This window comes from Mesorhizobium sp. BR1-1-2, from assembly GCF_020165435.1.
GTDB lineage: Bacteria > Pseudomonadota > Alphaproteobacteria > Rhizobiales > Rhizobiaceae > Mesorhizobium.
This window is the reverse complement of sequence record NZ_JAIUID010000003.1, coordinates 84859-107242: the sequence shown is the minus strand read 5'-3', so window position 1 is coordinate 107242 and position 22384 is coordinate 84859. Positions and strand designations below refer to the sequence as shown.

Genomic DNA, 22384 nt, shown 5'->3' with positions numbered 1-22384 from the left:
CAATCCTTTCTGAAGCTGGCAGGACAGCGCCCCTCTGTCCTGCCGGAGAAGAGGGGGCGCGAAGGATCGCTGCGTTCAAGACTGCCGCGAGCGAGCGCCTAAACCCTTCTCTCCACCATCATCTTCTTGATTTCCGCGATCGCCTTGGCCGGATTCAAGCCCTTGGGGCAGGTCTGCGCGCAGTTCATGATGGTGTGGCAGCGATAGAGCCGGAACGGGTCCTCGAGATTGTCGAGCCGCTCGCCCGTGGCCTCGTCGCGGCTGTCGATCAGCCAGCGATAGGCCTGCAGCAAGGTTGCCGGGCCGAGATAGCGGTCGCCGTTCCACCAGTAGCTCGGGCACGAGGTCGAGCAGCAGGCGCACAATATGCACTCGTAGAGCCCGTCGAGCTTCTCGCGCTCCTCATGGCTCTGCAGCCATTCCTTGGCAGGCTGCGGTGAGACCGTCTTCAGCCACGGTTCGATCGAGGCGTGCTGGGCGTAGAAATTGGTCAGGTCGGGCACGAGGTCCTTTATGACGGGCATATGCGGCAGCGGGTAGATCTTGACGGCGCCCGATATGTCGTCGCAGCCCTTGGTGCATGCGAGCGTGTTGGAGCCGTCGATATTCATGGCGCACGAGCCGCAGATACCCTCGCGGCAGGAGCGACGCAAGGTCAGCGTCGGGTCGATCTTGTTCTTGATCCAGAGCAGCGCATCCAGCACCATCGGCCCGCAATCGTCCATGTCGACGAAATAGGTGTCCATGCGCGGGTTCTCGTCATCATCCGGCGACCAGCGGTAGATGCGATATTCCCTGAGATTGGTCGCGCCTTCCGGCTTCGGCCAGGTCTTGCCCTGCTGGATCTTCGAGTTCTTGGGGAGCGTGAGTTCGACCATTACCTCAGGTCCTTTCGGATGACGCGGCTGGACGTCATTTCAATACACCCTGGCCTTGGGCGCGATCTTGGCGAGACTGATGCCGCCGTCCTTTTCGGCCAGCAGCGGTTCGGTGTGCACCGGACGGTAGGAGAGCGTCACCTCACCGGTCTCGCTCAGATGGGCGAGCGTGTGCTTGCGCCAGTTGGCGTCGTCGCGGGCCGAGAAATCCTCCCGCGCGTGCGCGCCACGGCTCTCCTTGCGCGCCTCGGCGCCGTAGACCGTGGTGATGGCGTTGGCCATCAGGTTTTCCAGCTCCAGCGTCTCGACCAGGTCGGAGTTCCAGATCATCGAGCGATCGAAAACCTTTATGTCCTTGAGCTCGCCCCAGATCTGCGAAATGCGCTTGCAACCGTTCTCCAGCGATTCCTGCGTGCGGAACACCGCCGCGTCTTCCTGCATGGCGCGCTGCATCTTTTCGCGCAGAACCGCCGTCGGCGTCGAGCCGTTGGCGTGGCGCAGCCGATCGAAGCGGTCCATGATCTTGTCGACCGAGGCCTGGTTGGGCGACGGGATTGCCGACTTGCGATCGATGACCTGGCCGGCGCGGATCGCCGCCGCGCGTCCGAACACGACCAGGTCGATCAGCGAGTTCGATCCCAGTCGGTTGGCGCCGTGCACCGAGGCGCAACCGGCCTCGCCTACCGCCATCAGGCCGGGCGAGACCTGATCAGGATTAAGGATCGTCGGGTTGAGCACCTCGCCCCAGTAATTGGTCGGCACGCCGCCCATATTGTAGTGCACCGTCGGCAGCACCGGAATCGGCTCCTTGGTGAGATCGACGCCGGCGAAGATCTTTGCCGATTCCGAGATGCCGGGCAGCCGCTCATGCAGTACCGCCGGATCGAGATGGTCGAGGTGCAGGAAGATATGATCCTTGTTCTTGCCGACGCCGCGGCCCTCGCGGATTTCCAGCGTCATGCAGCGCGAGACGACGTCGCGCGAGGCAAGGTCCTTGGCCGACGGGGCGTAGCGCTCCATGAACCGCTCGCCCTCGGAGTTGACGAGATAGCCGCCCTCGCCGCGCGCGCCTTCGGTGATCAGGCAGCCGGCCCCGTAGATGCCGGTCGGGTGGAACTGCACGAACTCCATGTCCTGTAAGGGGAACCCCGCCCGCGCGGCCATGCCGCCGCCGTCGCCGGTGCAGGTGTGGGCCGAGGTCGCCGAGAAATAGGCGCGGCCATAGCCGCCTGTCGCCAGCACAACCATCTTGGCCGAGAAGCGGTGGATGGTGCCGTCGTCGAGGTTCCAGGCGACGACGCCGGTGCATGTGCCGTCCGGCTCCATGATCAGGTCGAGCGCGAAATACTCGATGAAGAACTGTGCGTTGTTCTTCAGCGACTGGCCGTAGAGCGTGTGCAGGATGGCGTGGCCGGTGCGGTCGGCGGCCGCACAGGTGCGCTGCACGGGCGGGCCGTCGCCGTAATTCATCATGTGGCCGCCGAACGGCCGCTGGTAGATCTTGCCCTCCTCGGTGCGCGAGAACGGCACGCCGTAATGCTCGAGCTCGTAGACGGCGGCCGGCGCTTCACGCACCAGATATTCCATGGCGTCCACATCGCCCAGCCAGTCCGAACCCTTGACGGTGTCGTACATGTGCCACTGCCAGGAGTCCGGGCCCATGTTTGAAAGCGAAGCGGCAATACCGCCCTGCGCCGCAACCGTGTGCGAGCGGGTCGGGAAAACCTTGGTGATACAGGCGGTGCGCAGGCCCTGTTCGGCCATGCCCAGCGTAGCGCGCAGCCCCGCGCCCCCGGCACCGACGACCACGACGTCGAATTTGTGGTCGACATAGGTATAGCCTGCCGTATTGGCTTGTTTCGCGTCCTTGGCCAAAACGTCAGCCTCCGAATGCCAGTTTGAGCAGGGCGAAGAGCGAAGCCACGCCGACCGCTACGGTGAAGAAAGTGTTGAGGGCGATCAGCGCCAGCTTCATGCCTTCGCCATGCACGTAATCCTCGATGATCACCTGCATGCCGATCCGCATGTGATAAAGCGGCGAGATGAGCACAAGGGCCATCATCAGCGCCACAAGCGGGTTGGCGAGCGCTGCCCGCACCTCCGCATAGCCGGCGCCGTTGAGCGCGACCAGGAACCCGGTGAAGAACAGGATCAGCGGGATGTTGGCGATTGCCGTGAGGCGCTGGCGCCAGAAATGCCCGGTGCCTTCGCGGGCGGAGCCCAGGCCGCGGACTTTCGCCAGCGGCGTGCGCATGTCGGTCTTTCCAGTGCTCATGGTCAGGCTCCTCGCGCCATATAGCCGGCGATCCAGATCAGCAGCGTGAGCAGGATCGAGCCGGCCAGGGTCGCCCAGGCGATCTTGGAGGCGGTATGCTTTTCGAGGCCAGCGCCGGTGTCCCAGATCAGGTGACGCACGCCGCCCAGCATGTGATGCATGAGCGCCCAGGTGTAGCCGAACAGGATCAGCCGTCCGAGCCAGGTTCCGAAGGCCCAGCTCACCCAATCGAAAGTGGCTTGCGAGCTCGCCGCAGCCATCAGCCATATCGCGACCAGGAGCGTGCCGAAATAGAGCGCGCCGCCGGTGATGCGATGGATGATCGACATCGTCATGGTGATCGGCGGCCGGTACACGCTGAGGTGCGGCGAAAGCGGCCGTTCACGTCTGGCGAATTCGCGGGTGGCTGGTGATTTGCTCATGGCTCCCCCAGTTCGGCGTTCCTGGAGCCTCAGGTGGAAATGCGGCATTGCCGCTTCCGGTTGCGACTTCGGACAGCCGGTTTCTAATGCTCTTTTTGCACCGCGTCAAAGCCAGAAAACCGTTTCGAAAACGTAATTTAGTCTGATTAAAAGGCAGGTCCGGGCTTCAATCGATTAGGCGTCGACGATGCCAAGCCGGCCCGTTCTCGCTGCGGTGCAGCATATATGTGGCGGACGCGGGCTCGGCTCAGCGGGTGCAGGTCAGCGGCGCCGAGCCCGCCTTCATCACCAGCGCCTCGCGACCGTCGATCACGATCGCGTCATGTGTCTCGCCGTAACGGCTGTTCTGGTTTGCCGGCGCAGCCGGCAGGTCCTCGCTGGTACCGTCGGGACCCAACACCCGCACCGAGGAGCCGAGATTTTCGATGGTCATCCTGCCGCCGTCGGCGCAATTGTAGGTGCGGTGCGCGGCTGTGGCGCGGTGGCGTCAGCAACGAGGGCAAGCGACACGGGAGCGCCGCTTTTGTTGCCGCCTTCGCAGCGTCGTTCTCCGGCACGCAGGCCACCGCGACCAGCAGCGGAAGCAGCGCGAACGCCACCCGTAGTTTCCGGCGCAACACCATGGGCTGTCCTTCCGCGCGTTGGAATGCGCATGACCATGAAAACCGGAATCGGTTTGGCGACATGCGCGAGGGTGCGGGCAAGCGTGGCCGAATGATGACCGGCCGGCTTTCGCTCCTGCGTTAACCATGTTTATCAAGACATGGGTGAGAACCGCGCCAGCCCCTTAACAAAGGTTAAGAAAAGGTTAATTTCCGATTCGAGGAGGCTTTGTCTCCAACATGGAGGACGCCATGCGTTCGAATTCGGGCAGATCGCGCCTTGCGGCGCTCACAGTGGCGGTATTGGCCGTCGGCTCCGCCGCGCCGGCGCTGGCGGACGGACGCCACCAGGATCGGGTCTACGCCGATTCCTTCGGCAATCTCGTCATCGACAGTGCCGCCGGCTACAAGCGTATCCTCGTCGGCGAAGGCAAGCTCGCCAAGCAACTGTCCGACTATACCAGCGCCGGCCAGCCCAAGGTAATCTACGAGAACGGGCCTGACGCGATATCGGGCTATGGCGATTGCTATCGGCCGCCGGTGTTCGTGAAGGGGCGCAGTTATATGTATGGCCTCTCCGACGGCGAGATGCCTGAACTCAGCCCCTGCCGCTGAACAGCGCCACGGCCTCTGGCCTGGCTGGCCCGGCGGAAACGCGCACGCAGTCGCGCCCGGCATCCTTCGCCTGATAGAGCGCTTCATCGGCACGTCGCATCAGGTCGGAAAAATGCTCGCCGGCATGAAGTTCGGCAACGCCGAAGCTCGCCGTGCAGCGATTGTCGGCGGGGAGCCCGTCGATGGGCAGCGTCCCGAAGGCGCTGCGCGCGCCTTCAGCGAACAGCCGCGCGGCGACGAGATTGGTGCCGGGCAGGATGATGGCGAACTCCTCGCCGCCTATACGACCGGCGACATGGTGGTCGGCCGCGGCCTCGCGCAGGAAGCGGGCAAAGGCCTCGATGACCCGGTCGCCCGAGGCATGGCCGTAATTGTCGTTGATGGACTTGAAGTGATCGAGATCGGCGATGACCAGCGCGACTGGGACGCCGCGGCGCGCCGCGTCTCCCAGCGCCGTCTCGGCGTGACGCTCGAAGCCGCCGCGGTTGAGGAGCCGCGACAGCGTGTCCGTTTCCGATTTCGACGTCGCCTCGGCGAGCACGTCGCGCACCAGTATGGCCAGCGCCAGCAAGGCCAGCGCCACGCCGAACACGGTGCCGAGCGATTGCGACGCCAGGGCATAGCTGGTCTGCAGATAGGATTGCGGGGCGGCGCCGCGGCCGCCAAGCGCATCGGCGATGAATGGCTTGCTGGCGAACTGCACGGCGCTGGCCGCCAGCACCGCCATCAGCATCCGGTCGAGCCGGTCACGCCTTTGCCTGGACGACCAGACGATGCCGAACCCGGTAAGCTGCATGACGGCGTAGGGCAGTTGGTAGGCCATCTTGCTGGCAAGGGACTGGCGCGGCAGATCCTGGGCGAAATAGACCGCGACAGAGGCAAAGGCCAGGACCAGGAGCATCGCCGACCAGGGCGGCGTCACGCCGTATCTATGCGCAAGCCCGCCGTTGAAGGCGATGGTGGCGCCAAGGAAAACGGCGAAGGCTGCGACGACCACCAGCCGCGCATTGTCGAAGGCGGGGATGCTGAATTCAACGACGAAATAGGCCATGCCCAGCACATAGCCGAACGCCAGCCAGCGTGCCGAGACACGTCCGATGTCATAGACGGCGATCGCCATGAAGGCCGCCGCCAGCAGCCCGGCAACGAACAGATTGATGACAAGGATGAAGTCCGCGCCGCCCATGATTTCCCAAGCCCCTGACGGCAGCAAACCATCGACGGGCGAAAAAGAAGTTAACGTGAGGTCATACCGGGGCTCGCGCACGCCTCGGAGATTGGCCGGATGATGTTTGCCATCGCCCTTCACGGCGAAGCAAGGAACGAAGCGGTGCGGCGCGGGTCTTGGATGATAAAGGCGTCAGGCTGATCGCCTTCAGCCGGCTTTGAGCGGCTCCGGCACAAACAGCGTTTCCGGCCGCTCATAGGACAGGCGCACGCTGTCGCGCCCGTTTTTCTTGGCCTTGTAGAGGGCCTCGTCGGCGCGGCGCATCAACGGCTCCAGCGCTTCGTCGCCGCTGCGCGCCGCCACGCCGAAACTGGCGGTGACCTTGGTGCCGGGCGGAAGTCCGTCGACGCCGCCGGCCGAGTAGGCCACGCGCACGGCCTCTGCGAACAGCCGCGCGGCGGCAAGATCGGTCAAGGGCAGGAGCACCGCGAATTCCTCGCCGCCGATACGTCCGGCCTCACCGCGCGCACCGGCGGCGGCGCGAAGCCTGGCGGCGAAGTCAGCGATCACCCGGTCGCCCGCGGCATGCCCATGCAGGTCATTGAGCGCCTTGAAGTGGTCGAGGTCGGCGAGCACAAGGGCCACCGGCAATTTCGCCGCCGCGCAGCGTTGCAAGAGCAGGGCCGCCCGTTCCTCGAAGCCGCGCCGGTTGAGCAGGCCCGACAGCGGATCGGTGTAGGTCTCGACCTTCAGCGCCTTCATCACGTCGAGGGCTGCGGCGGAGAACAGGCAAAGCGCAATCAGCAGCGACAGCAGTGCGTGCGACAGCAAGGCTGTCGTCCAATAGGATGATGTATAGAGCTCGTCATAGGTCGCGAAAGGCCCATGCGCGACGATAACGGCAAGCGTGCGCACGAAGAAATTCAGCCCCGCGAGCAACGCCAGGACGAACAGGATCTTTTCCGTCGGGCCATTGTCACGCACATTGCGCAATTCGGCGGCCGCCACCAGGCTGATGCCGCCGAGTGCGAAGTTGATGACGAGGACCCGCCATGTCAGGTCCGGCTGGACGAACAGGAACCAGCAAAAAGCGGCCATGCCGCCGCTCGCCAAGACGCAAAGCCCGGCATAGGGCACTCGCCGGCCATACCGCGCCACGATCGCGCCGGCCAGGCAGGATCCGGCAACGCAGAAGCATAGATTGGAGAGCAGCTTCGACGATGCCAGGCCAACGGGCAGCGTGAAATGCTGGAACAGGAACCCGGCCGCCGCGAGCGAATAGCTGACCGCCAGCACGGCCAGATAGGGACGGTGGCGCTGATAGAACCAAAGCACGAGGAACGCCGCGCCAAGGGCCAGCGCGATCGTCGGGTTTAACAACGCTATCAGCAGGCCGGTGTCCAAAGGACCGTGACTTCCCCTCGCTTGACGTCAGGGAAGACCTTAGGCCGCAAGCCCAAACAAGCGGTTAAGCGAAAGCGAATATGCGTCACGCTGGTGCGGAGCGTGACGTGGAACCGGCGCGCCGGACCTGCGTTTGTCCAGCGCAGAAGAGGAACCGATAATGGCCGATACAATCACCCTGACCGATCACGAGGCAATCCGTTCGTGGGCCGCGTCGCGCGCCGGCTTTCCGGCCATTGTCGATGTGTCGCCCGAAGCCGGCACGCAGGCGATGCTGCGGCTGGTGTTCGGCCAGCACGCCTATGAGGACGAAGACCAACCGGAGCGTCCGATCAATGCCGGAGGTTATGAACTGGTCGAGTGGGACGAATGGTTCAAACTCTTCGATGAACGCGGGCTGGCCCTGGTGGTCGCCGCTGAAGAACCCGGGCGCCGCGAGCAGTTCCACGAGATCATCCGCCGCGACGACCGGTGAAGCCGCAACATGTGCTGGACGCTCAAGCAGAAGGCCCGAATCGCATCGCGATCCGGGCCCTTGCGTTTCGATCGAACCAGCCGCGATTTACTTCCAGTTGCGGATATCGACGAAGTGGCCGGCGATCGCCGCCGCCGCAGCCATGGCCGGCGACACCAGATGGGTGCGTCCCTTGAAGCCCTGCCGGCCCTCGAAATTGCGGTTCGAGGTCGAGGCGCAGCGCTCATGCGGCTTCAGCCGGTCGTCGTTCATGGCAAGGCACATCGAGCAGCCCGGCTCGCGCCAGTCGAAGCCGGCGGCGAGGAAGATCTTGTCCAGCCCTTCGGCCTCGGCCTGTTCCTTGACCAGGCCGGAGCCCGGCACGATCATGGCATTGACGCGCGGATTGACTTTTCGGCCCTCGACCACCTTGGCGGCGGCGCGCAGATCCTCGATGCGGCCGTTGGTGCAGGAGCCGATGAAGACGCGGTCGAGGGCGATGTCGGTGATCTTCGTTCCCGGCGTGAGGCCCATATAGTCTAGCGCGCGCTGCTTTGAGGTGCGCTTGTTTTCGTCGGTGATGTCTTCCGGGTTCGGCACAATCCCTTGCACCGAGACAACATCCTCCGGGGACGAGCCCCAGGAGACGATCGGCGGCAGTTTGGCCGCATCGAGCACGATCACCTTGTCGAAATGCGCGCCTTCGTCGGATTGCAGCGTCTTCCAGTAGGCGAGCGCGGCGTCCCAGGCGGCGCCCTTGGGCGCGCGCGGCTTGTCCTTGACATAGGCGAAGGTCGTCTCGTCGGGTGCAATCAGGCCGGCGCGCGCGCCGCCCTCGATCGACATGTTGCAGATCGTCATGCGGCCTTCCATCGACAGCGAGCGGATCGCCTCGCCGGCATATTCGATGACATAGCCGGTGCCGCCGGCGGTGCCGATCTCGCCGATGATGGCGAGGATGATGTCCTTGGCAGTTACGCCTTCCGGCAACTGGCCGTCGACGCGCACCAGCATGTTCTTGGCCTTACGCTGGATCAGCGTCTGCGTCGCCAGCACGTGCTCGACCTCCGACGTGCCGATGCCGTGCGCCAGCGCGCCGAAGGCGCCGTGGGTGGAGGTGTGGCTGTCGCCGCAGACGATGGTCATGCCGGGCAAGGTGAAACCCTGTTCCGGCCCGATGATATGGACGATGCCCTGGCGGATGTCGTTCTCGGAATAATATTCGACGCCGAAATCCTTGGCGTTCCTGGCCAGAGCCTCGACCTGGATGCGGCTTTCCTCGTTCTTGATGCCGAACTTGCGCTCGGGCGAGGTCGAGACGTTGTGGTCGACCACGGCCAGCGTCTTTTCGGGATGACGGACTTTGCGGCCACTCATGCGCAGGCCCTCGAAGGCCTGCGGACTGGTCACCTCATGGACGAGGTGGCGGTCGATATAGAGCAGGCAGGTGCCGTCGTCCTGGCGGTCGACGACGTGGTCGTCGAAAATCTTGTCATAGAGGGTGCGCGGTGCGCTCATGTGCGTAAATCCGTCGATATGAGAATGGGAAGGGCAGGCGCCGAGATGTCGGGCGGAACGAGTTGATCAGTCGGCCCGCGTAAGTCGGCTGGTCGGCGCGCCACAGACGCGCGCGGAGAAGCGCGACGGCAGGCGTTTTCTGTCCTGCAGCACGAACCCCTTGTAGGCCGGATCGCCAAAAAGCTCTTCCATGGCGGGGTAGATAGCAATGTTTTGGGTTTTCGGCAATTGCGTGCCTTCGCGGAACCTGGTTCCTAGGCCACGAAATGGGGAGATTACTGTCTGTCCTTCTTGAATTCGAACAGCTCAATGACGTTGCCCGATGGATCTTCAAGCAGGATAGCCCGGCCCGCACCGCCATCGCTGATGTTCCCTCGGAACGTCACTCCGGCCGCGCGCAGCCGGTTGATCAGGTCGTCCAACCCCTTGGTTACGACCATGAACCTGTTCCACCCACCTGGCTTCGGATTACCTCCGGCCTGACCACCGCTTCCCGCACCGGGAGCGCTGAGATACAAGGTAAGGTCGTCGCGAAGCAGCGCTGCGAACTTGCCAGGATTGTGCATTTCGACCTTGAATTCGAGACTGTCCCGGTAAAATTCTACCGCCTTGTCTACGTCGGCGACGATATAACGGACGGACGCCATTCAAACCGTCTCCTCTCGTGAGGAATTACTAGGGCCGCGCCATAGCCGCTTTCGCCTGGCGCAGCCCACACTTTCGGAACGCACCTAGCTTTCGGAACGCACTTACTTGCACATAGTTCCGGCCACTGGCGTTTGGATGCTGAAAACAGCCATCACTGCTCTACAGGATTTCGAACACGAAGCTCTTCACCAGCGCATCCGGCTCGGCGATGGCGTAGCAGCGGAACCATGGGCTTTGCTCGACCGGGCGCCATTTGCCCGCCTGCTCCAATTCGTCGAACACGGCCTGAAACCGGCCGCTCTCAAACACCTGGTCGCGCACGGTGAAGATGGCGTGGCCGCCTTTCTTCGTGATGCGCACCAGTTCGTGCAGGCCGGAAGCCGGCGCATGGCTGATGGTGAACACGCCGGTCGAGAAGAAGGCGCGGAAATGCCCGTCGGACCAGGGCAGCGGGCCGCCCAGCATTGCCTGCTTCAGCTCGCCATAGGCGTTGCGGCTGCCGGCGATCTTCAGCATGTCGTCCGACAGGTCGAGCCCGGCGATATCGCCGTAGCCCAGCGCCTTCAGCGACGGCCCGGACAGGCCGGTGCCGCAGCCGGCGTCGAGCAGCGGCCCATCGCCGGCCGGCACATGGCGCGCCACCCAGGCGGTGATGAGGAACGGCAGGAGATAACCGAGCGAAGCGGTCTCGCTGTCATAGGTCGCGGCCCATGCGGCATAAGCCTGCGCCAGGGTTTCGGGCGTATCGGCCGTATAGACCGAGTCCAGCGCGGCATTGGCCTTGTCGATGTTCATGGACATGCTCCTCCTCCAGTGCGCAGTCGGAACGTAACGCCGTCCTTGCCGAAAGACTATTCCTGATGCTGGCGGCGCAGCCGCCGTTCCAGCGCCCGGAGCGCCAAAGACAAACCGACGGTCAGGATGAGATAGATGTAGGCTGTTATCGAATAGGTCTCGAAGAAGCGGAAGGAGCCGGCGGCATAGACCTTGCCCATCTGCGTGATGTCGGCGACGCCGAGCACCGAAACCAGCGAGGAATCCTTGACCAGGGCGACGAAGTCATTGCCGAGCGGCGGCAGGATCGTGCGGATCGCCTGCGGAAAGACGATCAGCCGGAAGCGTTGCGTCCGCGTCAGCCCGAGCGCCTTGGCCGCTTCGATCTGGCCCTTCTCGACCGCCTGAATGCCGGCCCTGAACACCTCGGAGATGAAGGCGGAATAGCCGATGGTCAGCGCCATGATGGCGCGCCACAAGAGCGAGACGTCGCGCACCTGCAACTCGCCGAGATAGCCGGCGCTCTGCAGCGGCGCGGTCAGCGTGTTCCAGGCCGCGACGAAAGCCGGTGCGCCGGCAAACGCGATCCAGAACAAAAGCACCAGGATCGGCACACCACGGATGATTTCGACATAGAAACGCGCGATCTGCCGCAGCCACTGCGAACCCGACAATCCCATCAGCGCGATGCCGAGGCCGATCATCGAGGCCAGCGCGAAGGCGACAATGGTGACGAAGACGGTGACGCCGATGCCCTTGGCGACAGTGGCGAAGACCTGGGCATAGAGATCGCTGGCGGCGATGGCGAGCGCGGCGACCAGGGCAAGGACAAGGGCGGCGGCCAGCCACCAGGGAAATTCAGGTCTGGCGGAGGAGGAAGTCGAGGACGGCATCAGATATTGCCGGTGACAAAGATACCAAGGGTGCGTTCTGTCACACCCCCCTCTGGGCGCAGAGTCAGCGCAAGTTCCCGCGCATGACCATCACGCAATGCGCGTAACAACGAGGCTCACTGCCCCATCTTGTAATCAAGGAACCATTTTTTGTTCAGCGCGTCGAAGGTGCCGTCGGCCTTGAGCGCGGCGATCGCGGCGTTGACAGGCTTCACCAGATCGGAGCCCTTGGGGAAGATGAAGCCGAAATCCTCGGTGCCGAGCGGGCCGCCGATCAGCTTCAGCTTGCCCTCGGAAGCATCGACATAGCCCTTGCCCGCGGTGCCGTCCGTCAGCACCACATCGACGTCGCCAGTCTTCAGCGCCTGCACGGTGGCACCGAACGTCTCGAACAGCTTTATGCGCGGGTTCTGCTCATTGCCGTCCAGCACGCTGTAGACGGCGGTGTAGAAGGGCGTCGTGCCGGCCTGCGCGCCGATCAGCCCGTCCTTGAAGGCGCCGAAGGTCTTGGCGTCGGTGAAGCGGCTCTCGTCGCCGCGCACCAACATGAACTGTTCCGAGCGCATATAAGGGTCGGAGAAATCCACCTTCTGCTTGCGGTCGTCCTTGATGGTGATTCCGGTCATGCCGATGTTGTACTGGTTGTCGGAAACCGCCTGGATCATCGCGTCCCAGGAGGTGTTCTGGTACTCGACGGTGAAATTCAGCCGCTTGGCGATCTCGTTCATCGCGTCATATTCCCAGCCGATCTGTTTTCCGGTCTTGGCATCGATGAACTGCAGCGGCGGATAGGCGTTTTCCGTCACCACCACCACCTTCTTGCCGCCAAGATCGGGCAGCGCCTGGGCGAAGGCGGCAACGGGCGCGAGCATGAGGGCGAGCAGGCCGGCCAGCAGCAGTTTCGATTTGGTCATGACACACTCCCGGAAGTGAAAGCGCCCGGACATGGCCGGGCCTGCAAAGGAAATCCGGCGCCGACTTTAGCTCTCCGCAAGCGCCATGCAAGACGCTCCGCTACGCCACGGCTGGCGAAAAACGCAAATAGATACTTTCGGCCGGGATTTTTCGGAACGATCCTTGCCGTGGCCGATCAGCCGCGCTGCGGCGCTCCGGCATCGGCCTCGCGCAGCCCCGCGACAAAGCGGGTCAGCGTGCCATGCAGCGACTTCAGCTCGGCTGGGTCGAGAGGCAGGCTGCAGAGCATGGCGGCGGGGATGTCCCTGGCGCGCTCGCGCAGGGCCTGGCCCTTGGCGGTCGGCTCGACCAGCACGCGGCGCTCGTCGGCAGGATCGCGCCGGCGCGTAACCAGGCCGCCGGCCTCGAGCCGCTTGAGCAGCGGCGTCAGCGTCGCCGAATCGAGGCCTAGCGCCTCGCCGAGCTCGCCTACCGTGCTCGGCGCGCGCTCCCACAGCGCCAGCATGGCCAGATATTGCGGATAGGTCAGGCCAAGCGGATCGAGCAACGGCCGGTAGAGCTTCGTCATCAATCCGCTTGCCGAATAGAGCGCGAAGCAGAGTTGATCGCGGAGCCTTGGAACCGCGCTGGTCCCGGCGTCATCCGCCGGGACCTGGTCGGCCGTGTCTTTGGTTTTCGCCGTCATGTCGCCTTTGCCGAAATCGCCACCTCGATATTGCCCCTGGTTGCGTTGGAGTAGGGGCAAATCTGGTGCGCCGCCGATACAAGCGCTTCTGCGGCCGCCTGATCAAGGCCTTTCGTCTCGGCCGCCAAGGAAACGCCGAGCTTGAAACCCTCGCCATTGGGAAGAAGGTCGACGGTCGCGGTTACCGCGGCGTCGGCAAGCGGAAGCTTCTGTTTGCGCGCGACGAAGCGGATGGCGCTTTCGAAGCAGGCGGCGTAGCCGATGGCGAAAAGCTGCTCGGGATTGGTGGCGCCGCCCGGCCCGCCGAGCTCCTTGGGCATCGCCAGATCGACCTTGAGCAGACCGTCGCTGGTCTCGCCATGACCGGCGCGGCCGCCGGTGACGCGAGCCTGTGTGGTATAAAGTGCCATAATACATCTCCAATTACATTGTACACGATTAATTAGTGCACTATTAAACGTTTCGTCAACACCCGGATCCTGATCCTGCGGAGAAAAAGCGATCACAGTCTGGTGAAACGAAAAAAGGCGGCCGAAGCCGCCTTTTCAAAATCCTTCGTCGAAAACCTTATTCGGCGGCAGCGGCTTCCGCAGCCTTGGCGGCTTCGTCGGCGGCCTTCTTCTCGGCGGCTTCCTTGGCGGCCGTCTCGGCGGCCAGCGCCTGCGCGGCGGCAACCTTCTCGGCCTCGATGCGCGCCTTCTCGGCGTTCAGCGCATCGCGCTCCTCATCGTTGAGCTTGCGGGCGCGCACGCCGGTGTTCTCCGAAATACGGGCCGACTTGCCGCGACGGTCGCGCAGGTAATAGAGCTTGGCACGACGCACCTTGCCGCGACGCACGATCTCGACGCCTTCGACCATTGGCGAAAACACCGGGAAGACGCGCTCGACACCTTCGCCGTAGGAGATCTTGCGGACGGTGAAATTTTCCTGGAAGCCCGAACCGGCGCGGGCGATGACGACGCCTTCATAGGCCTGGACGCGGGTGCGGGTGCCTTCGGTCACGCGGACCTGGACGCGCACGGTGTCGCCGGGCTGGAATTCGGGAAGCTTGCGCTTGGCTTCGATCTTGGCGGCCTGTTCGGCCTCGAGCTGACGGATGAGATCCATCTCAATAATCCACTTCTTGTTCTTCCGACAGTCAGAGCGCCCGGCGCTCGCCTTGCAGTTCCAATGACCGCTCGGCTATGCCCTTTGTTCGAGAACATCGGGCAGGGGCGACTACACCGCCATTGTTGACGGGTCCGGCAGATTTCTCCCGGTTCGGCGGGCACATACAGCTATTTCGACGCTTTGTCACGTCTTGGCCGCGTCTTTTTTGCTCGCGTGCACCATCGTATCCGTCCACTGCCGGGTTGCAAGGGCCCTTCAAGCTGCCTAAGGCGGGGCAACCATAGTTCTCCGACGGCATCCTCATGTCCTTTTTCGACGCGGTCCTGCTATTCATGGCGGGTTTTCTTTCGGGCGCCGCCAATGCGGTCGCGGGCGGCGGCACCTTCATCACCTTCGGTGCCATGACCTTGGTCGGCCTGCCGCCGATCGTCGCCAACGCCACCTCCTCGGTGACGCAATTTCCCGGCTATATCACCTCGACGCTGGCCTACCGGGACGACATCCGTCATTTCTGGCGTGGCGCCCTGCTGCTCTGCATGATATCGGCGCTCGGCGCACTGGCCGGCGCACTCATCCTGTTGGCGCTGGACAATCCGTCATTTCGCGTCCTGGTGCCGTGGCTGCTGCTGGCCGCGACGGCGCTGTTCGCCGCCGGGCCGTGGCTGAAGCCCGCACCCAAGCCGGGGCATGAGGCTTCTGTGGGCTCCTTGGCCGGCTCGCTGGCGCAGTTCGTCACGGCCATCTATGGCGGCTTCTTCGGGGCCGGCATGGGCGTGATGATGCTGGCGACGCTCGGCCTCACCCAGGCCGGCGACTACCACCGCCTGAACGCGCTGAAAAACATGCTGGCCATCGTCATCGCGGCGGTCGCCATCGTCGTCTTCGTCTCGGGTGGCGTCGTCGCCTGGCCGCAGGCGATCATCATGATCCCCGGCGGCGCGCTGGGCGGCTATGCCGGCGTGTGGATCGCCAAGCGCGTGCCCCAGAATGTTGTGCGCGGCTTCGTCGTCGCGGTGGGGCTGTTTCTCGCCTTCTACTATTTCGCCAAGGGCTGAGGCGAGCCGAGCAAGTCCGGCCGCCGTTCTCGAGTCAGCTTCTCCGACTCTGCCCGCCGCCAAGCTGCGATCTTGCCGTGGTTGCCCGAGGTCAGCACCTTGGGAATGGGCCGGCCCTCGAATTCCTGCGGCCGCGTGTAATGCGGGTGTTCGAGCAGGCTGTTTTCAAAGCTTTCTTCTTCGCCCGACACCGCATTGCCCATCACTCCGGGCAGCAGCCGCACCACCGCGTCGAGCAGCACAAGCGCCGCCGGCTCGCCGCCGGACAGAATGAAGTCTCCGACCGAGACTTCCTCCAATTTCCGCGCGTCGATCACCCGCTGGTCGACGCCTTCGAAGCGGCCGCACAGGATGACGGCGCCTAGCCCGGCGGCGAGCTCCCGCACACGCGCCTGGGTCAGAGGTTCGCCTCGCGGGCTCATCAGAAGGCGGGGACGCTCGTCACCCGGCGGTGAAGCATGGTCGATCGCCCTGGCCAAGACATCGGCGCGCATCACCATGCCGGCGCCGCCGCCGGCCGGCGTGTCGTCGACGGTGCGGTGCTTGTCGGTGGCAAAGTCGCGGATCTGGATCGCCTCCAGCGACCATGTGCCGGCCTCCAGCGCCCGCCCGGCCAGCGACAAGCCGAGCGCGCCCGGAAACATCTCGGGATAGAGCGTCAGCACGGAGGCTTTGAATGTCACCGGTTGCCTCCGGCGTCCCTCGGTCCGCGCGGCCGGCCCTTCGGATCGAAGTCCTGTTCGCGCCCGCGAGCCTGGCCATCCTCTTCGTCGACCAGCCCGGCCGCCGCCGGATCGATGCGCACAAAGCCCTCGGCGATCGACACGCCAGGCACCGCGGCCTGCGTGAACGGGATCAGCACGCCCTTGCGGCCGGAGAGCGTCACATCGAGGATGTCGCCGCCGCCGAAATTGTGCACGGCGACGACCTTGCCAAGGACGGCTCCCGTATCGTCCCGAACCTCCAGACCGATCAGGTCGGCATGGTAGAATTCGTCCTCCTCGCCATCATCGGGCAGCATGGAGCGATCGACGAACAGCTCCGTGCCGGCCAGCGCCTCGGCCGCGTTGCGATCGCTGACGCCCTTGAAGCGCACCACGACGACGGTGTTGGCGGGCCGGATGTCGATGATCTGGAAGGCGCGGCCGTCCCTCGCATAGAGCGGCCCGTAGTCGGCCAGCGCCAGCGGCTCGCCAGTGAAAGTCTTGACGCGCAATTCGCCCTTGATGCCGTGGGCGGCACCGATCACGGCCATCTGGACGGGGTTCTGGGGCTTGGACATGGCGCTTTTACCCTTCGTCATCCACGGGCGGAGCAAGCGCGAAGCGGCTGCGCAGACCCGAGGATCCATTCCGTTATGGTGGCCAAAACGCACGGCGGTTCAAAAAGACCCACAGGGGTCGGGCCTCTCGGCCAATCGCCAGGGTTTTGACTTGCCACCAATCGACTGTCTCCTAGCCCCAGCGGCTTGTCATTTCAATGACGGCCTCTTCACCGCTTCCTAACCCGGCTGCCGGAAAATGACGGCGAACGGGAACGACGCCATGCAGGAATTCCTCATCCCGGCAAAGCCGGACCTCCAGGCAGCCCGCGAAAGCTGGCTGAAGATGCTGGCGCGCGAACGCCGCCTGTCGCCGCAGACCGTCGAAGCCTATGAGCGCGACACGCGTCAGTTCCTGCATTTCCTGACAGGACATTGCGGCGGCCCGCCCGGCATTGCCGACATCGCCGACCTGCGCCCGGCCGACCTGCGCGGCTTTCTCGCCGCCCGCCGCACCGCCGGCGCCGGCGCCCGCACGCTCGGCCGTGGGCTGGCCGGCATCCGCTCGCTGCTGCGGTTCCTCGAACGGCGCGGCCTGGTCAACGCGGCAGGCGCCACGGCCCTGCGCGCGCCGCGCCAGCCCAAATCCCTGCCGAAGCCGTTGACGGCCAGCGATGCAAAGCATGTCGTCTCGGTCGAGGGCCAATTGGCGGAGGAACCCTGGATCGCCGCCCGCAACGCCGCCGTGCTGACGCTGCTCTACGGTTCGGGCCTGCGCATTTCCGAGGCGCTTGGACTGGCCGGTGCCGATCTTGCCTCGGAGGCCGAGACGGTGCTGCGCGTTACCGGCAAGGGCGACAAGACGCGGCTGGTGCCGGTGTTGCCGGTAGCGCTCAAGGCGGTTGCCGAATACCGCCGGCTGTGCCCCTACCACCTTGATCCCAAGGGCCTGTTGTTTCGCGGCGCGCGCGGCGGCCCACTCAACCCGGCCATCGTCCAGCGCGAGATGGCCAGGCTGCGCTCGGCGTTCAACCTGCCGGACACGGCAACGCCGCACGCCCTGCGCCATTCCTTCGCCACTCATTTGCTCGGCCGTGGCGGCGACCTGCGCACCATCCAGGAACTGCTTGGCCACGCCAGCCTGTCGACGACGCAAATCTACACCGGCGTCGACACTGCGAGACTGTTGGAGATCTATGAATCGGCTCATCCGAGGGCGTGAAGTATTGGGGTGTGCGAGGCTTGCGGACTTCGCCACGGGATGACGATGGGTGGCGGCTCAACTAACCACAGGCCGTTCAGTAATTCGAGCGATCGTCAAAACTGATTGAACCGGAGACAATTTCATTCTCCCGGTTAACCGTTTTGCCGTTTTTCCAGCTTAGGAAAGGATCATGAAACGGGTCATCGTCATCGCCGACCGCGCTGCGCTCTTCTCGCTGAAGCTGCTGTTGGCGCTCCATGTGCTGTTTTTCCTGTCTCTGCTCGCCGTCCTGTTGTTCGCGGCCGGCAAGGCGCATGCCGAAATCCCGTCCTGCACGGGTGCCGACATGTTGTCGGCCTTGCAGAAGAGCGACCCGTCCACCTATCGCAAGATCGAGGCGGAAGCCGCCGCAACGCCGAACGGCAAGGGCCTGCTGTGGAAGCTGGAGAAGACGGGCGAACAGCCGTCCTTCCTGTTCGGCACCATGCACATGACCGATCCGCGCGTCACCGCGCTGCCGCCGGCGGCGCAGAGGGCCTATGACGGCGCCGGCACCGTCGTGATCGAGACCACCGAAGTGCTCGACAAGCAGAAGATGATGGCGGCCTTGCTCAAGGAGCCGGAGCTGATGATGTTCACCGACAGCACGACGCTGTCGTCGCTGCTGTCGCCCGACGATGCTGCGGTTGTCGATAAGGCGCTCGATGAACGCGGCATCCCGCCGGCAACCGTCGCCAAGATGAAGCCGTGGATGCTGTCGGCCATGGTGGCGCTTCCAGCCTGCGAGCTCGCCCGAAAGGCCGGCGGCGCGCCGGTGCTCGACGTCAAGCTTGCCGAGGATGCCAAGGCCTCCGGCAAATCCGTCGAAGGGCTGGAAACCGTTGCCGATCAGCTGCGCGCCATGGCCTCGCTGCCGATTGCGTTCCACATGAAGGGACTGGTCGACACGCTGAAGCTCGGCGACAGGATGAACGACGTCAACGAAACCATGATCGTGCTCTACCAGCGCGGCGAGACCGGCATGTTCTGGCCGCTGTTTCGCACCGTGCTGCCCGGCGAAACTGGCGACGCGACGGGCTATGCGGCATTCGAGCAGACCATGATCACCAGCCGCAACAAGGCGATGGTCGATCATGCCGGACCATTCCTCGCCAAAGGCAACGCCTTCATCGCCGTCGGCGCACTGCATCTGCCCGGTCCCGAGGGCCTGGTCGAGGATTTCCGCAAAGCCGGCTATACTGTCACCGCTGTCGATTGAGTCGCGTGGGCAGTGGAGGAACCAGGCGCCGCGTTTTCGGCGCTTTCCTTCCCTAGCGTGAAACCCCTTCAACGGTTGCGCGTTGATGGCTGTTGATTGATCATTTTCATCCACGGAGGACACTTTTATGGCGAATCCATCAAATGACACGCCCAGGCCAGGTGGCGGTGGCAGCCCTTGGCTGATTGCATTGGTCGTCGTTATTCTGGCTGTAGTCGCGTATTATGTTTTCGGAAGAAGTGGTGAGCATCCGGCGACCGAACCGCCGGCCGCGAGCACACCGGCCCCGGCTCCCGCGCCCGCGGAACCGATGAAGCCCGCCGAACCGGCACCCGCGCCTGCCCCGGCACCCGCGCCGGCTCCTGCACCGGCGACACCGGCTCCCGCGCCGGCCCCAGCTCCCGCGCCCGCACCGGCCCAGTAATCCGGGCCACGGCTTTCAACGAAGAACGGCCCGCCTTCCGGTGGGCCGTTCTGCTTTGGGGTAGTTCCTGACGAAAAGCCGTTTCACGGCTTTCCGGGGATAACTCTAAATATGGATCGGCTTGAAGAACGTCGCCAATGCCGCTTCCTTCACTGCTTCCGACATGGTCGGATGGGCATGGCAGGTGCGGGCGAGATCTTCCGACGAGCCGCCGAATTCCATCAGCACCGCCGCCTCGTGGATCATCTCGCCGGCGCCGAAGCCAACGATGTGAACTCCGAGCACGCGGTCGCTGGCCTTGTCGGCCAGAATCTTGACGAAGCCGTCAGTGTGCAGCATGGCGCGCGCCCGGCCATTGGCGGTGAACGGGAACTTTCCGACCTTGTAGTCGATGCCGGCCTTCTTCAATTCCTCCTCGGTCTTGCCGACCGAAGCGATCTCCGGGCTGGTGTAGACAACGCTCGGAATGACGTCGTAGTTCACATGGCCGGCCTGGCCGGCAATCGTCTCGGCCACCGCCACGCCCTCATCCTCGGCCTTGTGCGCCAGCATCGGCCCGGCGATGACATCGCCGATGGCATAAATGCCTGATACGTTGGTCCTGAGGTGCGCGTCCGTCTTGACCCGCCCGCGCTCATCGACCTCGATGCCCGCTTCCTTCAGGCCGAGGCTGTCGGCGAAAGCGCGGCGGCCGGTGGCGATCAGCACCATGTCGGCCTCGATCGTCTCGGCCGCGCCGCCTTTCACAGGCTCGAAAGTGACGCTGGCGCCCTTCTTGGTCTTGGCTACGCCGGTGACCTTGGCGCCGAGCTTGAATTCGAAGCCCTGCTTGGAGAGCAGCCGCTGGAATTGCTTGGAGACCTCGCCGTCCATACCGCCGAGGATGGTGTCGAGGAATTCGACCACGGTGACCTTGGCGCCGAGCCGCGCCCAGACCGAGCCGAGCTCGAGCCCGATGACGCCGCCGCCGACCACGACCAGATGGCCGGGCACCTTGTCCAGCGACAGCGCGCCGGTCGAGGACACGATGACTTTCTCGTCGAAGTCGACCTTGACGCCTGGAATACCGGCGACGTCCGAGCCGGTGGCGATGACGATGTTCTTCGTCTCGATTTCCTCGACCTTGCCGTCCTCGCTCGTCACCGACACCTTGCCCGCAGCGACCACCGTGCCGACGCCGCGAAAGCTGTCGATCTTGTTCTTCTTGAACAGGAACGCGACGCCGTTGACGTTCGCCGTCACCGTCGCGTCCTTGTGCGCCATCATCTTCTTCAAATTGAGCTTCGGCGTCACTTCGACACCCAGCGTATCGAAGGAATGGCCGGCCTCGGCGAACATCTCGGAGGCATGCAGCAACGCCTTGGACGGGATGCAGCCGATGTTGAGGCAGGTGCCGCCGAAGGTCGGGTTCTTCTCGACCACCGCGACCTTCAGCCCGAGCTGCGCCGCCTTGATGGCGCAGACATAGCCGCCCGGTCCCGAGCCGATGATTACGACGTCATAAGCCATGTTTGTTTCCCTTTTTCTTGGGGCGCTCAGCGGCCGCCGCTGACATTCAGAATCGCGCCGGTCGCGTAGGACGCGGCATCGGACAACAGGTAGAGAACCGCGCCCGCGACCTCGTCCGCGGTGCCGGCTCTTTTCATCGGCAGAAGATCGCGGAACCGTTCTATCCGGTCCGGCTGTCCACCCGAGGCATGGATTTCGGTATCGATGATGCCCGGCCGCACCGCATTGACGCGGATGCCTTCCAGCGCCACCTCGCGGGCGAGCCCGATGGTGAAGGTGTCGATCGCGCCCTTTGAGGCGGCATAGTCGACATATTCGCCCGGCGAGCCCAAAGTCGCCGCCGCAGATGAGATGTTGACGATGGCACCGCCCGAACCGCCGTGACGGCTCGACATCCGCTTCACCGCTTCGCGGGCGCAGAGGAACGACCCCACGACATTGATGCGCATCATGCGCTCCAGCCGTGAAACATCCATCTCATCGATGCGCACCTTGACGTCGACGATGCCGGCGTTGTTGACGAGAGCGTCGAGCCGGCCATAGGTGCGGTCGACGGCTTCAAACATGGCAACGATATCGGATTCGACGCCGACATCGCCCCTGACCGCAAAGGCCTCGCCGCCCGCAGCCTTGATTTCGCCGACCAGCGCCTCGGCGGCTGTCCGGTTGGAGGCGTAGTTGACCGCCACGCGATAGCCAGCCTTCGATCCGAGCCGGCAAATGGCGGCGCCGATGCCGCGGCTGCCGCCGGTGACAAGCAGCACCTTTTGCGCTTCACTCATTCCTGGCATCCCTTCAAGGCAAACACATCCGACGGCACTTTCGAAAACCCGGCGCCGCCATAGGCGGTGGATTGATGCAACACCGGACCGAGATCGGGCAGGATCAGCGTCTTCGGTGCTTTGACGCCTTCGGCCGGCAACAGGCCGATGCCGCCCTTCTCATCCGACGTATAGATGACGCCGTTCCACAAGGTGCAGGCGGCAAGCTCGGTGCCGGTCACGTCGCCTGCCGGGCATTTGTACATCAGCGCCCCGTTCGGCCGCGAAACACCTTCATTCCATTGGACGATGCCGTTCAGCACCACATTCTTGTCGAGGATCAAGCGGAACGTGTTGGTGACGGTCGCCGACGTGCCGGTCGGAGCAAAATTGATCTCACTGCCGCTCTGGGCATCGCCGTAGACGGCGAGTTCGATTGGGCATGCGGCATTAGCGTGGACGGCGGCGAATGCCATACCGGCCGCCAGCGCTATCGGTCCGGCGGGCCCAGGGACCAGGGCCATTATTGGCTACTCCGACCGCGAGCCGCC

Annotated in this window: 26 protein-coding genes; 5 read left to right on the top strand and 21 right to left on the bottom strand. The window is 64.2% G+C overall.

From position 1 onward, the window contains the following. Nucleotides 1–98: 98 nt before the first annotated feature. The 5 genes from LB551_RS06985 to LB551_RS06965 form a co-directional block, all read right to left on the bottom strand. Nucleotides 99–878: a succinate dehydrogenase iron-sulfur subunit gene (locus tag LB551_RS06985; RefSeq protein WP_140518103.1), complete on the bottom strand. Its 780-nt coding sequence runs from the start codon at nt 876–878 to the stop codon at nt 99–101. A 39-nt stretch (nt 879–917) separates the two neighbouring features. After that, nucleotides 918–2753: a succinate dehydrogenase flavoprotein subunit gene (sdhA, locus tag LB551_RS06980; RefSeq protein WP_140550702.1), complete on the bottom strand. Its 1836-nt coding sequence runs from the start codon at nt 2751–2753 to the stop codon at nt 918–920. A gap of 4 nt (nt 2754–2757) precedes the next feature. Then, entirely contained in the window at nt 2758–3153 is a 396-nt protein-coding gene (sdhD, locus tag LB551_RS06975; protein ID WP_140518101.1) for a succinate dehydrogenase, hydrophobic membrane anchor protein, read from the bottom strand. Nucleotides 3154–3155: 2 nt separating this feature from the next. Further along, on the bottom strand, nt 3156–3575 hold the full coding sequence (gene sdhC, locus LB551_RS06970; RefSeq protein WP_140550703.1) for a succinate dehydrogenase, cytochrome b556 subunit: 420 nt from the start codon (nt 3573–3575) through the stop codon (nt 3156–3158). Nucleotides 3576–3822: 247 nt separating this feature from the next. Continuing rightward, nucleotides 3823–4008 (bottom strand): hypothetical protein, encoded by a 186-nt coding sequence (locus tag LB551_RS06965; protein WP_224658642.1) that lies wholly within the window; start codon nt 4006–4008, stop codon nt 3823–3825. Nucleotides 4009–4429: 421 nt separating this feature from the next. On the opposite strand from LB551_RS06965, the gene LB551_RS06960 reads away from it, so the two are divergent. Next, nucleotides 4430–4792 (top strand): hypothetical protein, encoded by a 363-nt coding sequence (locus tag LB551_RS06960; RefSeq protein ID WP_224625122.1) that lies wholly within the window; start codon nt 4430–4432, stop codon nt 4790–4792. Here LB551_RS06960 and LB551_RS06955 read toward each other — a convergent pair. Both LB551_RS06955 and LB551_RS06950 read right to left on the bottom strand, forming a co-directional pair. Continuing rightward, nucleotides 4776–5978 carry a sensor domain-containing diguanylate cyclase gene (locus LB551_RS06955; protein WP_224658641.1) on the bottom strand — a complete coding sequence of 401 codons (1203 nt, stop codon included), beginning with the start codon at nt 5976–5978 and terminating at the stop codon, nt 4776–4778. The genes LB551_RS06960 and LB551_RS06955 overlap by 17 nt on opposite strands. 189 nt (nt 5979–6167) lie before the next feature. Continuing rightward, the gene (locus tag LB551_RS06950; protein WP_224658640.1) at nt 6168–7364 is read right to left on the bottom strand and encodes a GGDEF domain-containing protein; all 1197 of its coding nucleotides are present in this window, start codon (nt 7362–7364) and stop codon (nt 6168–6170) included. Nucleotides 7365–7524: 160 nt separating this feature from the next. Between LB551_RS06950 and LB551_RS06945 the strand changes: the two genes are divergently transcribed. Further along, nucleotides 7525–7839 (top strand): hypothetical protein, encoded by a 315-nt coding sequence (locus tag LB551_RS06945; protein ID WP_140492726.1) that lies wholly within the window; start codon nt 7525–7527, stop codon nt 7837–7839. An 87-nt stretch (nt 7840–7926) separates the two neighbouring features. On the opposite strand, the gene leuC is transcribed toward LB551_RS06945, so the two are convergent. From leuC to rplS, 9 genes are all read right to left on the bottom strand, one after another. Further along, a complete protein-coding gene (leuC, locus tag LB551_RS06940; protein ID WP_224658639.1) occupies nt 7927–9336 on the bottom strand; it encodes a 3-isopropylmalate dehydratase large subunit in 1410 nt (469 codons plus the stop codon). A 66-nt stretch (nt 9337–9402) separates the two neighbouring features. Then, nucleotides 9403–9564 carry a hypothetical protein gene (locus tag LB551_RS06935; RefSeq protein ID WP_181172466.1) on the bottom strand — a complete coding sequence of 54 codons (162 nt, stop codon included), beginning with the start codon at nt 9562–9564 and terminating at the stop codon, nt 9403–9405. Between the two features lie 47 nt (nt 9565–9611). Then, nucleotides 9612–9983 carry a VOC family protein gene (locus tag LB551_RS06930; RefSeq protein ID WP_140550707.1) on the bottom strand — a complete coding sequence of 124 codons (372 nt, stop codon included), beginning with the start codon at nt 9981–9983 and terminating at the stop codon, nt 9612–9614. Nucleotides 9984–10143: 160 nt separating this feature from the next. Beyond that, the gene (locus tag LB551_RS06925) at nt 10144–10779 is read right to left on the bottom strand and encodes a class I SAM-dependent DNA methyltransferase (protein ID WP_224658638.1); all 636 of its coding nucleotides are present in this window, start codon (nt 10777–10779) and stop codon (nt 10144–10146) included. Between the two features lie 56 nt (nt 10780–10835). Beyond that, a complete protein-coding gene (locus tag LB551_RS06920; protein WP_140550709.1) occupies nt 10836–11651 on the bottom strand; it encodes an amino acid ABC transporter permease in 816 nt (271 codons plus the stop codon). A 116-nt stretch (nt 11652–11767) separates the two neighbouring features. Next, on the bottom strand, nt 11768–12565 hold the full coding sequence (locus tag LB551_RS06915; RefSeq protein WP_140550710.1) for a transporter substrate-binding domain-containing protein: 798 nt from the start codon (nt 12563–12565) through the stop codon (nt 11768–11770). Between the two features lie 176 nt (nt 12566–12741). Continuing rightward, on the bottom strand, nt 12742–13251 hold the full coding sequence (locus tag LB551_RS06910) for a MarR family winged helix-turn-helix transcriptional regulator (protein WP_140643310.1): 510 nt from the start codon (nt 13249–13251) through the stop codon (nt 12742–12744). Next, nucleotides 13248–13664, bottom strand: coding sequence for an organic hydroperoxide resistance protein (locus tag LB551_RS06905; RefSeq protein ID WP_181172449.1), 417 nt, complete (start codon nt 13662–13664; stop codon nt 13248–13250). The genes LB551_RS06910 and LB551_RS06905 overlap by 4 nt, the downstream gene beginning before the upstream one ends. 154 nt (nt 13665–13818) lie before the next feature. Continuing rightward, on the bottom strand, nt 13819–14358 hold the full coding sequence (rplS, locus tag LB551_RS06900; RefSeq protein ID WP_140492749.1) for a 50S ribosomal protein L19: 540 nt from the start codon (nt 14356–14358) through the stop codon (nt 13819–13821). A gap of 305 nt (nt 14359–14663) precedes the next feature. On the opposite strand from rplS, the gene LB551_RS06895 reads away from it, so the two are divergent. After that, the gene (locus LB551_RS06895; RefSeq protein ID WP_224658637.1) at nt 14664–15416 is read left to right on the top strand and encodes a sulfite exporter TauE/SafE family protein; all 753 of its coding nucleotides are present in this window, start codon (nt 14664–14666) and stop codon (nt 15414–15416) included. Here the strand turns inward: LB551_RS06895 and trmD are convergent. Both trmD and rimM read right to left on the bottom strand, forming a co-directional pair. Next, nucleotides 15398–16099, bottom strand: coding sequence for a tRNA (guanosine(37)-N1)-methyltransferase TrmD (gene trmD / locus LB551_RS06890; RefSeq protein WP_224658636.1), 702 nt, complete (start codon nt 16097–16099; stop codon nt 15398–15400). The two genes, LB551_RS06895 and trmD, sit on opposite strands and share 19 nt — an antisense overlap. Beyond that, nucleotides 16096–16698, bottom strand: coding sequence for a ribosome maturation factor RimM (gene rimM, locus LB551_RS06885; protein ID WP_224658635.1), 603 nt, complete (start codon nt 16696–16698; stop codon nt 16096–16098). The genes trmD and rimM overlap by 4 nt, the downstream gene beginning before the upstream one ends. 262 nt (nt 16699–16960) lie before the next feature. Between rimM and LB551_RS06880 the strand changes: the two genes are divergently transcribed. Both LB551_RS06880 and LB551_RS06875 read left to right on the top strand, forming a co-directional pair. Continuing rightward, nucleotides 16961–17899, top strand: coding sequence for a tyrosine recombinase XerC (locus LB551_RS06880; RefSeq protein ID WP_224659007.1), 939 nt, complete (start codon nt 16961–16963; stop codon nt 17897–17899). A 172-nt stretch (nt 17900–18071) separates the two neighbouring features. Next, nucleotides 18072–19139, top strand: coding sequence for a TraB/GumN family protein (locus LB551_RS06875; protein ID WP_224658634.1), 1068 nt, complete (start codon nt 18072–18074; stop codon nt 19137–19139). Between the two features lie 529 nt (nt 19140–19668). Here LB551_RS06875 and lpdA read toward each other — a convergent pair. Genes lpdA through LB551_RS06860 form a run of 3 tightly spaced genes read right to left on the bottom strand, consistent with a single transcriptional unit; the run spans nt 19669 to nt 22357 of the window. Continuing rightward, complete coding sequence (gene lpdA, locus LB551_RS06870) at nt 19669–21072, bottom strand: dihydrolipoyl dehydrogenase (protein WP_224658633.1); 1404 nt, start codon at nt 21070–21072, stop codon at nt 19669–19671. A 26-nt stretch (nt 21073–21098) separates the two neighbouring features. Then, nucleotides 21099–21854, bottom strand: a complete 756-nt coding sequence (locus LB551_RS06865) for an SDR family oxidoreductase (protein WP_224658632.1) — start codon at nt 21852–21854, stop codon at nt 21099–21101. Next, nucleotides 21851–22357 (bottom strand): hypothetical protein, encoded by a 507-nt coding sequence (locus LB551_RS06860; protein ID WP_411970934.1) that lies wholly within the window; start codon nt 22355–22357, stop codon nt 21851–21853. The genes LB551_RS06865 and LB551_RS06860 overlap by 4 nt, the downstream gene beginning before the upstream one ends. Nucleotides 22358–22384 lie beyond the last annotated feature (27 nt).